Genomic DNA, 12974 nt, shown 5'->3' on the forward strand with positions numbered 1-12974 from the left:
GCGCTCACGCCCCCAGCAGCGACTGGCCGCAGACGCGGACGACGTTGCCGTTCAGGCCGCCGGAGTCGGGCGCGGCGAGCCACGCGATCGCCTCGGCGACGTCGACGGGCAGGCCGCCCTGCGACATCGAGTTCATGCGGCGCCCGGCCTCGCGGATCGCGATCGGGACCGCGGCGGTCATCTGGGTCTCGATGAACCCGGGGGCGACGGCGTTGATCGTGATCCGCTGCTTCGCGAGGACCGGCGCGAGCGCCTGGACCATCCCGGCGACGCCGGCCTTCGAGGTGCCGTAGTTCGTCTGCCCGTTGTTGCCGGCGATGCCGGCGATCGAGGAGACGCACACGATGCGCGAGCCGGCGGCGAGGACGCCCTCCTCGAGCAGCACGTCGTCGATCCGCTCCTCGGCCGAGAGGTTGATGTCGAGCACCCGGTCCCAGCGCTCGGGCTTCATCCGCGCGAGCGTCCGGTCCTGGGTGATGCCCGCGTTGTGGACGACGATGTCGACCGTCCCGTGGGCCTCCTTCAGGAACGCGGCGATCGTCTGCGGCGCGTCCGCGGCGGTGATGTCGCAGGTGAGCGACGAGCCGCCGAGGGCGCCGGTGACCGCGGCGAGGTCGTCGGCGAGCGGCGGGATGTCGAGGCCGACGATGTGCGCGCCGTCGCGGGCGAGGACCGACGCGATCGCCGCGCCGATGCCGCGCGAGGCGCCGGTGACGAGCGCGACCTTCCCGTCGAGCGGGCGGTGCAGGTCGACGGCCGGGACCTTGCCCGCGGCCTTCCCGACGCGGACGACCTGGCCGGACACGTAGGCGCTGCGGGCCGACAGGAGGAAGCGGAGCGTCGAGGCGAGGTTCGCCTCCGCGCCGGGGGCGACGTAGACGAGCTGCACCGTCGAACCGCCGCCGATCTCCTTGCCGAGCGACCGCGTGAAGCCCTCGAGCGCGCGCTGCGCCGTCGCCTCGCGCGGGGAGCCCGTGTCCTCCGGCGCCGTGCCGAGGACGACGACGCGCGAGCAGGGCTGCGTGCGCCGCACGACCGGGTGAAAGAAGGCGTGCAGCTCGCGCAGCTGCGTGGAGTCGGTGATGCCGGTGGCGTCGAAGACGAGCGCCTTGAAGCGCGCGTCGCCGGGGACCTCGGCGTTCCAGACGGCGGCGTCGAGGCCCGCGGCGGCCGCGGCGGTCCGCAGGTCGTCGCGCAGCTCGGTGGACGCCGTCGCCCCGAAGGACGCGATGACGGTCGCGACGTCGCCGGCGAGGCGCCCGCCGGGCGCGGCGCCGAGCAGCACGCGGCCGCCGATCGTCGCGTCCCCAGGCGACCAGCGCTCGAGGATCGTCGGCCGGGGGAGGCCGACCTGGTTCGTGATGAGCTTGCCGATCGGGGAGTTGGCGAGCTTCGTGTAGGTGTCGGTCATGAAGAGGTCCTTTCCGGGCTACTTCTCGAGGATCGCGACGACGCCTTGGCCGCCGGCGGCGCAGATGGAGATGAGGGCGCGGCCGCCGCCGCGCTCGTGCAGCTCCTTCGCGGCGGCGGCGACGATGCGCCCGCCGGTCGCGGCGAAGGGGTGGCCGGCCGCGAGCGACGAGCCGTTGACGTTGAGCTTCGAGCGATCGATGGCGCCGAGCGGTTCGGAGCGGCCGAGGCGCTCGGAGCAGAAGACCGCGTCCTCCCACGCCTTGAGCGTCGAGAGGACCTGCGAGGCGAACGCCTCGTGGATCTCGTAGATGTCGAAGTCCTGCAGCGTCAGGCCGACGCGGTCGAGCATCCGCGGGACGGCGTAGGCCGGCGCCATGAGCAGGCCCTCGTCGCCGCCGACGTAGTCGACCGCGGCCGTCTCGCCCGTGACGAGGTGGGCGAGCACGGGCAGCCCGCGCTCCTGCGCCCACTCGTCGCTCGCGAGCAGCACCGCCGCGGCGCCGTCGCTTAGCGGCGTCGAGTTGCCCGCGGTCATCGTGCCGTCCGGCCCGCCGAAGACGGGCTTCAGCTTTGCGAGCTTCTCCACCGACGAGTTGGGGCGGAGGTTCTGGTCGCGCTCGAGGCCGAGGTACGGCGTGACGAGGTCGTCCTGGAAGCCGCGGTCGTAGGCGGCGGCGAGGTTCGCGTGGGAGCGGGCGGTCAGCTCGTCCTGCTCCTCGCGGGTGACGCCCCAGCGCGCGCCGGTGCGGGCCTGGTGCTCGCCCATCGAGAGGCCGGTGCGCGGCTCCTCGTTGCGCGGGATCGCCGGGACGATCATCCCGGGCCGCACGCCGGCGAGGACCTTCAGGCGGTCGGTGTTCGAGCGCGCGTTGTTGAGCTTGATGAGCAGGTGGCGCAGGTCGTCGCCGACGGCCAGCGGGGCGTCGCTCGTCGTGTCCACGCCGCCGGCGATCCCGGCGTCGATCTGCCCGAGCGCGATCTTGTTCGCGACGAGGATCGCGGCCTGCAGGCCGGTGCCGCACGCCTGCTGGACGTCGTAGGCGGGGGTGTCGGCCGACAGGCGCGTGCCCATGACGGACTCGCGCGTGAGGTTGAAGTCGCGGCTGTGCTTCAGCACGGCGCCGGCGACGACCTCGCCGAGGCGCTCGCCCTCGAGGCCGTGACGGGCGACGAGGCCGTCGAGCGCGGCGGTGAGCATGTCCTGGTTGGACGCGGAGGCGTAGGCGCTGTTGGAGCGCGCGAAGGGGATGCGGTTGCCGCCGACGACGGCGACCTTGCGCAGGTTCGTGATCATGTTCGGGCAGGTCCTGGGTTCGGGGACGGGGAGAAGGTCGGAGCGCCCTCGCGCACGCCACGGGCGAGGCCCGGGCGGACGAGGGCGATGAAGGCGTCGGCGGTGGCCGCGGCGCTCAGGTCGCCGGCGCCGTCGCGGATCCACCAGCGGCAGAGGGCCTCGACGGCGCCGAGCAGCGCGTGCGCCATGCCGGGCAGGAGGGCCGGGCCGGGCGCGGGATCGAGGTGGCGCAGGGCGCTGCCGACGAGGTCGGTCGCCTGCCCGCGGTAGGCGTCGATGTGGTCGGCGATCTCGCCGCCGGTCGGCAGGGTCTCGTCGTAGAGGACCTGCCACGAGGCGCGGTCGGAGTCGACGAAGGCGAAGAAGGCGCGCAGCGCCTCGCGCAGGCCCTCGCCGGGGTCGGACGCCTCGGCGAACGCGGTCGTCAGGCGGGCGATGAGCGCGTCGGCGGTACGGCCGAGGCACGCGAGGTAGAGCCGCTCCTTGTTGCCGAAGTAGTTGTAGAGCAGCGGCTTCGTGACGCCGACGGCCGCGGCGACCTCGTCCATCGTCACCGCGGCGTACCCGTGCTGCGCGAAGAGCGCCTGGGCGACGTCGAGCGTCTGCTGCTCGCGCTCGGCGCGCGGCAGGCGGCGGGGGGAGGTGTCTCGAGCGGCCACGACCGTTCATATTACTCACATATAAATTTGTACGCCGGTAACCCCTCCCGTGAAGCTGAATGAAGGTTCACGGTGCCCACAGCACCCGGAACCTGCATTCACCTTCCGCGGGGCGCGATCTGCCTGTCCGCTGCGGGGTCGCACTACGCTCGGTCAGCGCATGGCCGAGTCGTTCACCGACACCCCGCTGCTCACCGCGCGCTTCGACGCGGCGCTCCACTACGGCCTCGACCACCACCGTAGGCAGCTCCGCAAGGGGACGCCGGTGCCGTACGCCGCCCACCTGCTCGCCGTCGCCTCGCTCGTCCTCGAGATGCACGGGGACGAGGACGAGGCGATCGGCGCGCTGCTCCACGACGTCGTCGAGGACGGCGGGGGCGCCGCCGCGCTCGCTCACATCGAGCGCGAGTTCGGCGCGGAGGTCGCCGCGATCGTCCTCGCCAACAGCGACGTCGTCGACGACGGGGACCGGCCACACGGCGCGGCCCGCGGGGAGCGCCGCCACGCCTGGTTCGAGCGCAAGCGCGCCTACGTCGACGCCTTCCCGCACAAGACCCCGGCGGCGCTGCGCGTGTCCCTCGCCGACAAGCTCCACAACGCCCGCTCGATCCTCATCGACTACCGCACGCACGGCGACGCGGTGTGGGCGCGCTTCAAGCAGGGCCAGGGCCTCGCGACCCGGATCTACTACCGCGAGCTGGCCGCCGCGTTCGAGCGCGAGCGCGGCCGGATGGGCGAGCACGCGCAGCCCGCGGTCGACGAGCTGCGCCGCACGGTCGACGCCATCACGGCCCTCGCGGTCGAGCACCAGGGCCCCGACACGCGGATGCTCTTCTCCGAGCCCGGGTAGAACTCATGGCATGGAAGACGAAGAAGGCACGCCCAACCGGGACCACCAGGACGCCGAGTCCCTCGAGCGCGACCAGGATCAGACCGTCTCCGACCAGTCCGGCGAGACCGCTCCGGCGGGTGCCGACAAGCCGGAGAAGGGCGACGACGCAGGCGCCTGAGCGACGCCGCGGGGGGCGCGCCGGTGGGCCACCGCAGCTTGGGGGTTCTGCGGTGGCCCGACCCGGCACTGGTGCCGTCCATGGCTTCTTGGGGATGCTGGCCGCGTGGTCTCGCGGATCGGGGGGGAACACGAGACCGGTATGGGGCGGCTCAGCGATTGGGGCGTTCCCGCTCGTGATACGTCCCAAACCCTGAAACCGATCACCGTCAGCCGGCTGACCGGATCCGCGGGGCGGCGGGCCGGCCGCGCCCCCAAACGGGCGACGAGAACTGCGACAGATGCGCAGAAAAGGTCTATCGTCCGCCCGGTGATCGAGGGGGAGCACGAGGGGATCGTCCGCGGCTTCCTTACCGCCTCCCGCGCCCGCGACCTCGACGCCTGCGCCGCGCTCCTCGCGCCGGACGTCGACTGGCACGTCCCGAGCGGATTCCCGTTCGGCGGCCACCACACCGGCGTGGACGCGGTCCGCGGCTACCTCACCGACCTCTGGGTCTTCTTCGACGACGTCGACCTCGGGGCGCCCGAGCTCCACGTGGCGGGGGCGTCGGTCATGGCCATCGGGACCGTGACGGTCGTGACGCTCAACGGGAAGCGCCACGAGCTCGAGTACGCGCAGCTCTTCGCCATCGAGGACGGGCTCATCGCGACCTACCGCGAGCGCGGCGACGCCGGTCGCATGGTCAAGGTCGTCAGCGCCGAGATGGCGTTCGACGGCGACGCGCGCCGCTGAGACGCCGGCGCCTCAGGCGAACGGGACGCAGCGCCCGATGCGCCGCATGAGCGCGAGCAGGTCCGGCAGCTCCGGGTAGACGATCGGCTTGCCGCTCGTGACGAGGGCCGCCGCCAGCGCCCGCTGCGGGTCCGCCCACCCGATCGTGTTCGTGTAGCCGAGGTGCCCGAAGGCCTGCTCGGTGTTCGGCCCGAAGAGGCTGAGCAGCTCGGCGCCGAGCATGAAGCCGAGGCCGTACCGCGTCGGGAACCCGAGGGTGAAGTCGATCTCGCGGTAGGACTGCTCCGAGCGCGCGCGGGTGATCGTGCGCGGCTCGAAGATCCGGACCCCGTCGAGCTCGCCGCCCGCGCGGAGCAGCTCGAAGAACCGCGACAGCTCGGTCGCGCTTGCCACGGCGTTGCCCGCCGGGATGACGCCCGTGAGGAACCGCGGGTCGTTCGACGCCTCCACCACGTCGTCGGGCTTCTTGCCGAGCGCGCGCTCGAGGACGTTCGAGATCGGCGGGAGCACCGGTGCGCCGGTCGCGTAGCAGCGGCCGACGAGTTCGAGGTCCTCCGCCGCGACGCCGTAGTTCATGAAGCGGAAGTCGAGCGGTGCGAGGATCTCGCGGTCGAGCACGGTCCGGATGTCGTCCCCGGTCGCGCGGCGGACGACCTCACCGAGGATGAAGCCGCCGGAGATCGCGTGGTAGGCAAGCGTCTTGCCCGCCCGGGAGGCGGGCCTGGCGTCGCAGAGCACCTCCACGAGCAGGTCGCGGTCGGCGAGGTTGTCGACGTCCATGACGTGGCCGGGGAGGTTCGGCACGCCCGCGCGGTGGCTCAGGACGTGGGCGATCGTGATCGCCTCCTTGCCGTGCCGCGCGTACTCCGGGACGTAGTCCGCGACGCGGTCGCCGACGTGGAGGACGCCGCGCTGGTCGAGGAGGTGGACGACCATCGCGGTGATCGCCTTCGAGGCCGAGAAGATGACGAACGGCGTGTCCGTCGTCACCGGCACCCGCGGGACGTCCGCGTCGTCGTGCGGGCCGTTGCCGCTCGCGTGGCCGATCGCCCGGTCGAGCACGACGTGCCCGTCGCGGCGGACGCAGAGCTGCAGGGCGGGGTGGACGCCCGAGCGGTACAGGCGCCGGGCCGAGCGCCACATCGCCTCGACCTGGTCCCGGGTCATCCCCGCGTCGCGCGGGTCGGCCTCGGGCCCGAAGGCGGTGATGCTGTCGAGGTCGCGAGGGACGCGGATGCGACGCAGCGGGTCGCTGACGAGCGGCAGTCGCGGCAGCGGCGGGAGCGGGGCCATGTCAGCCGCCGGTGCCCGGCCGCAGGGTGCCGCGAACGTGGCCCTGGCCGTCGAGCTGACGGACTTCGACCGTCCGGGCCCCGGAGCGGGCGCCGGTGGCCTGGCAGCGGAACCGGCCGCCGGCCTGCGGCGGCACGATCTCCGGGCACGAGACGGTCGCCTTCCCCCCGAGCTCCGCCGCGAACTGCCGCGCGAGGCGCCGCTCGATGTCGCCAATGTGGAGGAAGGGCGCGCTCACGGTGATCTGCCCGCTCTCGTCGGTCTCGTTGACGATCGCGTCGCCGGCGGTCCCGTCGGCCCCCGTGACGCGGCAGGTGAAGCTGTCGCCGGCCTTGGCGACCCGGCCGGGCGGGCAGCTGACCCGCTTCACGCGCGCGCCGACCTGCTGGACGACCGCGCTGCGGATGAGCGCGGCCGCGCGGGTGGCGTCGATGCGCGCGGCCTGCGGGACGACGGTGATGTCCACGTCCCCCTTGTCGTCCTTCTCGGTGAGCGTCGCGGTCGCGGTGGACCCGTCGGTCGCGACGATCCGGCAGGTGAGCACGTCCCCCTTGCGGGCCTTGTGGCCTCCGGGGCAGTCGACGCTGCGCACGTCGATCCGGAACTTCTCCTCGGTGAGCTCCTTCACGCGCTTCTCGGCCTTCCCGGCGTCGATCGTCGTCGCGCAGCCGCCGAGCCCGACGGCGCCGCCGCAGGCGAGCACGGCGAGGGAGGCGGCGCGGACGCTCATCGGGGCCGAGGCTACCGGACGTCCGCGGCGCCGCTCACGCCTCCGGCTCACGCCTCGACGGGCGTCCCCTTCGCCTCGATGGCCGCGGCACTCGGCCGGGCGCGGAGCGCGTCCATCCACGCCGCCACGCGCGGCCGCTCCGCCGGGTCGGGTGCGAGCTGTGGCGCCCACTGCGGGATGCGGACCGCGGCGGCCATGCCGGCGACGTCCGCGTAGGTGAACTGCTCACCGCAGAGCCACGGCCCGTCGTGGACGCCGAGGGCGTCCTCGAGCCGCGGATACTGGCGCGGCACGATCACGTGGAGGCGCTCGGTGATGTCCTCGGGGTCGTCCGCGTCCCGGCCGAAGGCGAGCTTGCGCATCCCGAGGAAGAAGTTCACGGCGATGCCGTCGTCCACGTACTTCGCCCAGGCGCGGGCCCACGCGCGCGCCGCCGGGTCGGCAGGCCACAGGGCCGGCTCGGGGCAGGTCTCCTCGAGGTAGTCGCAGATCACGGAGGACTCGCGCATCGGGAGCGCGCCCTCGACCTCCAGCACCGGGACGCGCCCGAGCGGGTTGAGCTCCTTCAGGCGCGGCGGGCGCTTGGCCGGGTGCACCTCCAGCAGCTCGTACTCGATGCCCTTCTCGGCGAAGGCGACGCGCGCCTTCCCGGCGAACGGCGAGGCGGCGAAGGACCACAGGCGGGGCAGGTCGGACACGGGGCTCCTGGACGGGAAGGGGACGGAAGGGCCGAACCTACCCTCCTCCGACCGGCCAGACGTGGTCATACGAACGGCCACATTGCGGGGAACCCCCCTTCAAGATCGGACGCGACGCGTCGTTGGGAAGGGCATGGGACCCTCGCCGATCGCGCTGCGCCGCCGCCTCGTGCGCCTCGCGGTCGCGTCCACGCTGCTCGGCGCCGCGGCGCTACCCGCCGCCGCCGGCGCCGCGACCGGCCGCCCGGTGATCCCCTCCGACCCGCTCTACGCCGACCAGGCCCAGCTCCAGGACGGCGCGTCGATCGGCGCTCCCGAGGCCTGGGAGGTGACGCAGGGGGCCGGCGTCGTCGTCGCCGTCCTCGACACCGGCGTCGACGAGAGCCATCCCGATCTTCGGGGCGCGCTGTGGACGAACCCGGGGGAGATCCCCGGCAACGGCATCGACGACGACCACGACGGCTACGTCGACGACGTCCACGGCGTCGACCTCGTGAACCACGACGGCGACCCCGCCGACGACAACGGGCACGGCACCCACGTCGCCGGGATCATCGGGGCGCGGGCGAACGGCGAGGGCTCGGTCGGGCTCGCCCCGAAGGCGCAGCTCATGGCCGTGAAGGTGCTGGACGCCAACCGCGCCGGGTCCGCGGACACCGTGGCCGCCGGCATCCGGTACGCCCTCGCGCACGGCGCCGACGTCATCAACGTGTCGGTCAACGGCTCCGGCGAGTCCGACGTCCTGCGCTCCGCGGTCCAGGCGGCGGGCGCCGCGGGCGTCTCCATCGTCGCCTCGGCGGGCAACGACGGCGCCGACCTCGGCCTCACGCCGTCCTACCCGGCCTCGTACCCGGACCCCGCGATGCTCGCCGTCGCGGCGACCGACGGCGACAGCCTGCTCGCGGACTTCTCGAACTTCGGCCGCGGCGTCCAGATCGCCGCCGACGGCGTGGGGATCCTCTCGACCTCGAGCACCGGCGGCTACGAGCTGCGCTCCGGCACGTCGATGGCCGCGCCCGAGGTCGCCGCCGCGCTCGCCCTCCTGCACAGCGCCCGGCCCGACATGGCGGACAGCGACCTGCGCGCCGCGCTGCTCGCGACCGCGCGCCGCCCGGCCGGCCTCCTCGGACGCGTCGCGGCCGGCTCGCTCGACGTCGCCGCCGCGCTGCACCAGGTCGTCTCCGCCGCGCAGTGGCCGTCGGCGGCCGTCGCGGCGGCGCCGGTGCTCCGGGCTCGTGTGAAGCGGCGGTCGGGTGCGAGCGCCGCCCGCGCCCGCGCCCGCGTCCTCGTCACCTGGACCGTGACCGGCGACGCGTCGCGCGTGGCCGGGTTCCGGCTGCGCCGGGCCGGCCACACGGTCGCCAGGCGCTCCGGCGCCGCCGCCCGCGGCGCCTGGATCACCCGGCGCCGCGGCCGCGTGACGGTCCTCGCGATCGACGCGGCGGGCCGGTCGGTCGCCCGCGCGTCCGTCACCGTGAAGTAGCCCGGCCGACGGGCGCTCGACCCGGTGGACAACGGCCGCGCGCAAACTTCCTCCCGTGGTCAGGGGGTTGACAGCCCACGGGCGTGGGAAGATCGACAGGCGCATGCCCGAACCCATCATCATCCGCGAGCCGACCGTGTACCGGCCCTCGCCGGAGTTCTTCGACGAGGTCTTCGCGCACGGGGGCATGCCGCGCGACTACGCCTCGCCGCTCGTCGCCGAGCTGCACCGCCTCGGGCCCGAGCAGCTCGCGTCCGCCGGCCGCCGCCGCGACGCGATCTTCATGCAGCAGGGCATCACCTTCGACGCGACCGGGGAGGACGGCCCGGTGAAGGACCGCCCGTTCCCCCTCGACCTCGTGCCGCGCATCCTCCCGGCCGAGGAGTGGACCCACATCAAGCGCGGCCTCGCCCAGCGCATCCGGGCCCTGAACCACTTCGTCGACGACGTCTACCACGCGCGGGAGATCGTCCGCGCGGGCATCGTCCCGTGGAAGCTCATCGTCTCCCGCAGCCACTTCGCCCGCGCGGTCCACGGCATCCGCCCGCCCGGCGGCGTCTACTGCCACGTCGCCGGCTGCGACCTCGTCCGCGACGCGGACGGCTCGTGGAAGGTCCTCGAGGACAACGTCCGCACGCCCTCGGGCATCTCCTACGTGCTCGAGAACCGGGTCGCCATGACGCGCCTCGTGCCGCAGCTCTTCCAGCACTACCGCGTGCGGCCCGTCGACCACTACCCGCAGCTCCTGCTCGCCGCGCTGCGCGCCGTCGCCCCGTCGACGGACGAGGAGGCGACCGTCGTCGTCTGGACGCCGGGCTCGCTGAACTCCGCCTACTTCGAGCACGCCTTCCTCGCCCGCCAGATGGGCGTCGAGCTCGTCGAGGCCTCCGACCTCGTCGTCCGCGACGACGTCCTGTACATGCGCACGACGAGCGGGCTCGAGCGCGTGCACTCGGTCTACCGCCGCCTCGACGACGACTTCGTCGACCCGCTGGAGTTCCGTCCCGACTCGCTGCTGGGCGTCCCCGGCCTCGTGCGCGCCTACCGCGCCGGCACCGTCGCGATCGCGAACGCCTTCGGGACCGGCGTCGCCGACGACAAGGCGATCTACCACTACGTCCCCGAGATGATCGAGTACTACCTCGGGGAGAAGCCGATCCTCGACAACGTCAAGACGTACCTGCTCAGCGACCCCGAGCAGCTGGCGGCCGTCCTCCCGCGCCTGGACCAGCTCGTCGTCAAGCCGACGAGCGAGTCGGGCGGCAAGGGGGTCTTCATCGGCCCGGCGACGCCGGCCGAGGAGCTCGAGGCGCTCGCGGACGTCCTCCGCGCCCAGCCGGAGAAGTGGATCGCCCAGGAGGTCGTGAAGCTCTCGACCGTCCCGACCGCGGGTGTCGACGGCGGCCTCTCCGCGCGGCACGTCGACCTGCGTCCGTTCGCGGTCTTCGGGGAGACGATCAAGATCGTCCCGGGTGGCCTGACCCGGGTGGCGATGGTCCCGGGCTCGATGATCGTCAACTCCTCCCGCGGCGGGGGCTCCAAGGACACGTGGGTGCTCGAGGACGGCATGGACAACGACCGCGCCGAGCCGACAATGGCCGCCACGCTGCCGCCGGCGCTGCCGGACCTGCAGTACGGCAGCGAGTGGAGCGGCCAGCAGCAACAGCAGCAGCAGAGCGCCGAGGATCCCGACATCGGCCGCGATGTTCGAGCGCCCTGCGCGAGAACTCGCTCAGCTAAACCGAGCCCCCTGGGCGAGGTTTAGCCATGCTCGCCCGCATCGCCCACGAGCTCTTCTGGCTCGGGCGCAACCTCGTCCGCGCCGAGCACACCGCGCGCATGCTCGACGGCGTGTTCTCGGCCGACCTCCAGGGGCGCCCCGACGACCCCAACCGCGTCACGCTCGGCTGGGGCTCGATCCTCGCGATCATGGGCGGCGAGGTCGACGACGTCGCCCGTGTGCGCCGCGACGACGTCCTCTCCTCGCTGACGCTCGACCCGGACAACCCGACCTCCGTCGTCTCCTGCATCGGCCGGGCCCGCGAGGGCGCCCGCACGGTCCGCGACGTCATCTCCACCGAGATGTGGGAGGCGATCAACACGACGAACCTCACCCTGCTCGAGGGCGACCTCTCCGCGCGGCTGCGGACCGGACCCTACTCGGTCTACCAGTACGTGAAGGAGCGCTCGGCCCTCATCTGGGGGACGACGTCCCGCACGATGCTGCGCGACGAGGCGTCCGCGTTCCTCGCCGCCGGCGGCCGGATCGAGTCCGCGGACATGGTCCTCCGGATGCTGCGGGTCGCCCTGCCGATCCAGGCCGACGTCGAGGACGTCGGTGCGGTCCGCGACGGACAGGCGATCGCGCTGCTCGCGGCCGTCGGCGGCGTGCAGGCCTTCCGCCGCGCCGTCCCCGGGCAGCCGAACGCCCTCCCGGTGGCGAACTTCCTCCTCTACGAGCGCGCCTACCCCGACTCGGTCGCCGCGTCGGTCGAGTCGACGCTGAACGTCCTGCAGCGCGCCGACTCCTCGCCGCGGGCGTCCGAGCCGATCCTCCGCCTCAGCCGCCTGGGGGCCGACCTCGAGTTCCAGGCCCGGGCCGAGGGCGGCAGCCGCGACCTCGCCGCCACCTGCGAGGCCGTCCAGCAGGAGCTCGCCCGCGTGGACCAGGACATCGCCGACCGCTACTTCGCCGGCGCGGCCAGCCCCGGCGTCGTCACCTCGAGCTCCTAGGGCCCCGATCACATGCACTTCTCAATCCGCTACCTCACCGAGTACCGGTACGACTCACCGGTCACCGACAACCTCAACGCGCTCCGCGTGCGGCCGGCGACGACGTCGACGCAGCGCACCGACGACTTCCACATCCGGACCGACCCGGAGGCGCGCATCAGCCGCCACTCGGACTACTTCGGCACCGAGGTCATCGAGTTCGGCATCCCCAAGCCGCACGACCACCTGACGATCGACGTCCGCGCGCGCGTCGTCACCTCGCCGCCGCCGGAGCCGCCCGAGGCGTCGTGGAACGCGATCGGTTCCCCCGCCTACGACGAGGCCGGGGGCGAGTTCCTCCTGCCGACCGGGGACGAGCCGCCCGCCGCGATGCTCACCGAGCTCACCGACGTCGTACGCGCCTCCTCGCCGCTCGGGACGCTGCGCCTGCTCTGCGAGATCATCCCCGACCGCTTCCGCTACGACCCGGAGGCGACGTACGTCGGCTCGACCGTCGAGGACCTGCTCGTCGGGGGCGGCGGCGTCTGCCAGGACTTCGTCCACCTCGGGCTCGTCCTCCTGCGCAACCAGGGGATCGCCGCCCGCTACGTCTCCGGCTACCTCTGGGCGGCCCCGGAGGACGGCGGCAGCGACTCGATGGAGGTCCACACCCACGCGTGGCTCGAGGCCCTCCTGCCCGGCACCGGCGGCCGCGGCGAGCCCGTCTGGGTCGGCGCGGACCCGACGAACCGGCGCCTCGCGGGGGAGACCCACGTGAAGGTCGGCCACGGCCGCCGCTACGCCGACGTCCCGCCGATCAAGGGCGTCTACCGCGGCTCCGCCCGCACCGAGCTGTCGGCGGCGGTGCAGATGACGCGCCTGGACCCGGCGGCGTCCGCCCGGGCGTAGGGCGCCGTCCCAGCGGTGAGTGACAGCTCACCGCCGTATGG

Annotated in this window: 13 protein-coding genes; 7 read left to right on the forward strand and 6 right to left on the reverse strand. The window is 73.5% G+C overall.

All coding sequences use genetic code 11. The features are described from left to right. Window positions 1-4: 4 nt before the first annotated feature. From NBH00_RS04630 to NBH00_RS04640, 3 genes are read right to left on the reverse strand one after another with little or no spacing between them, the layout of a single operon-like run. Window positions 5-1411 (reverse strand): 3-oxoacyl-ACP reductase, encoded by a 1407-nt coding sequence (locus tag NBH00_RS04630; RefSeq protein ID WP_254572181.1) that lies wholly within the window; start codon window positions 1409-1411, stop codon window positions 5-7. 18 nt (window positions 1412-1429) lie between these two features. Then, entirely contained in the window at window positions 1430-2707 is a 1278-nt protein-coding gene (locus NBH00_RS04635) for an acetyl-CoA C-acetyltransferase (protein ID WP_254572182.1), read from the reverse strand. Then, window positions 2704-3366, reverse strand: coding sequence for a TetR/AcrR family transcriptional regulator (locus tag NBH00_RS04640; protein WP_254572183.1), 663 nt, complete (start codon window positions 3364-3366; stop codon window positions 2704-2706). The genes NBH00_RS04635 and NBH00_RS04640 overlap by 4 nt, the downstream gene beginning before the upstream one ends. Window positions 3367-3526: 160 nt before the next feature. Between NBH00_RS04640 and NBH00_RS04645 the strand changes: the two genes are divergently transcribed. The 3 genes from NBH00_RS04645 (at window position 3527) to NBH00_RS04655 (ending at window position 5108) form a co-directional block, all read left to right on the forward strand. Next, window positions 3527-4216 carry an HD domain-containing protein gene (locus NBH00_RS04645; RefSeq protein WP_254572184.1) on the forward strand — a complete coding sequence of 230 codons (690 nt, stop codon included), beginning with the start codon at window positions 3527-3529 and terminating at the stop codon, window positions 4214-4216. 10 nt (window positions 4217-4226) lie between these two features. Further along, the gene (locus tag NBH00_RS04650; RefSeq protein ID WP_254572185.1) at window positions 4227-4376 is read left to right on the forward strand and encodes a hypothetical protein; all 150 of its coding nucleotides are present in this window, start codon (window positions 4227-4229) and stop codon (window positions 4374-4376) included. A 309-nt stretch (window positions 4377-4685) separates the two neighbouring features. Beyond that, window positions 4686-5108, forward strand: coding sequence for a nuclear transport factor 2 family protein (locus NBH00_RS04655; RefSeq protein WP_254572186.1), 423 nt, complete (start codon window positions 4686-4688; stop codon window positions 5106-5108). 12 nt (window positions 5109-5120) lie between these two features. On the opposite strand, the gene NBH00_RS04660 is transcribed toward NBH00_RS04655, so the two are convergent. Genes NBH00_RS04660 through NBH00_RS04670 form a run of 3 tightly spaced genes read right to left on the reverse strand, consistent with a single transcriptional unit; the run spans window position 5121 to window position 7829 of the window. Beyond that, window positions 5121-6401: a serine hydrolase domain-containing protein gene (locus NBH00_RS04660; RefSeq protein WP_254572187.1), complete on the reverse strand. Its 1281-nt coding sequence runs from the start codon at window positions 6399-6401 to the stop codon at window positions 5121-5123. 1 nt (window position 6402) lies between these two features. Then, window positions 6403-7131: a DUF4333 domain-containing protein gene (locus NBH00_RS04665; protein ID WP_254572188.1), complete on the reverse strand. Its 729-nt coding sequence runs from the start codon at window positions 7129-7131 to the stop codon at window positions 6403-6405. Between the two features lie 47 nt (window positions 7132-7178). Beyond that, window positions 7179-7829, reverse strand: a complete 651-nt coding sequence (locus NBH00_RS04670) for a glutathione S-transferase family protein (RefSeq protein ID WP_254572189.1) — start codon at window positions 7827-7829, stop codon at window positions 7179-7181. Window positions 7830-7962: 133 nt separating this feature from the next. Here NBH00_RS04670 and NBH00_RS04675 point away from each other — a divergent pair, with 133 nt between their 5' ends. The 4 genes from NBH00_RS04675 (at window position 7963) to NBH00_RS04690 (ending at window position 12933) form a co-directional block, all read left to right on the forward strand. Further along, window positions 7963-9312, forward strand: coding sequence for a S8 family serine peptidase (locus NBH00_RS04675; RefSeq protein ID WP_254572190.1), 1350 nt, complete (start codon window positions 7963-7965; stop codon window positions 9310-9312). A gap of 103 nt (window positions 9313-9415) precedes the next feature. Then, a complete protein-coding gene (locus tag NBH00_RS04680) occupies window positions 9416-11077 on the forward strand; it encodes a circularly permuted type 2 ATP-grasp protein (RefSeq protein ID WP_254572191.1) in 1662 nt (553 codons plus the stop codon). A gap of 2 nt (window positions 11078-11079) precedes the next feature. Continuing rightward, the gene (locus NBH00_RS04685) at window positions 11080-12045 is read left to right on the forward strand and encodes an alpha-E domain-containing protein (RefSeq protein ID WP_254572192.1); all 966 of its coding nucleotides are present in this window, start codon (window positions 11080-11082) and stop codon (window positions 12043-12045) included. A gap of 12 nt (window positions 12046-12057) precedes the next feature. Next, complete coding sequence (locus NBH00_RS04690; RefSeq protein ID WP_254572193.1) at window positions 12058-12933, forward strand: transglutaminase family protein; 876 nt, start codon at window positions 12058-12060, stop codon at window positions 12931-12933. The last annotated feature ends 41 nt before the right edge of the window (window positions 12934-12974 follow it).

The sequence above is a fragment of the Paraconexibacter antarcticus genome (genome assembly GCF_024220175.1).
Taxonomy (GTDB): Bacteria; Actinomycetota; Thermoleophilia; order Solirubrobacterales; family Solirubrobacteraceae; genus Paraconexibacter; species Paraconexibacter antarcticus.

Coding starts and splice junctions, on each gene's coding strand:
- NBH00_RS04630 (WP_254572181.1), bottom strand. CDS start 1,411: ATGACCGACACCTACACGAAGCTCGCCAACTCCCCGATCGGCAAGCTC.
- NBH00_RS04635 (WP_254572182.1), bottom strand. CDS start 2,707: ATGATCACGAACCTGCGCAAGGTCGCCGTCGTCGGCGGCAACCGCATC.
- NBH00_RS04645 (WP_254572184.1), top strand. CDS start 3,527: ATGGCCGAGTCGTTCACCGACACCCCGCTGCTCACCGCGCGCTTCGAC.
- NBH00_RS04650 (WP_254572185.1), top strand. CDS start 4,227: ATGGAAGACGAAGAAGGCACGCCCAACCGGGACCACCAGGACGCCGAG.
- NBH00_RS04660 (WP_254572187.1), bottom strand. CDS start 6,401: ATGGCCCCGCTCCCGCCGCTGCCGCGACTGCCGCTCGTCAGCGACCCG.
- NBH00_RS04665 (WP_254572188.1), bottom strand. CDS start 7,131: ATGAGCGTCCGCGCCGCCTCCCTCGCCGTGCTCGCCTGCGGCGGCGCC.
- NBH00_RS04675 (WP_254572190.1), top strand. CDS start 7,963: ATGGGACCCTCGCCGATCGCGCTGCGCCGCCGCCTCGTGCGCCTCGCG.
- NBH00_RS04680 (WP_254572191.1), top strand. CDS start 9,416: ATGCCCGAACCCATCATCATCCGCGAGCCGACCGTGTACCGGCCCTCG.
- NBH00_RS04685 (WP_254572192.1), top strand. CDS start 11,080: ATGCTCGCCCGCATCGCCCACGAGCTCTTCTGGCTCGGGCGCAACCTC.
- NBH00_RS04690 (WP_254572193.1), top strand. CDS start 12,058: ATGCACTTCTCAATCCGCTACCTCACCGAGTACCGGTACGACTCACCG.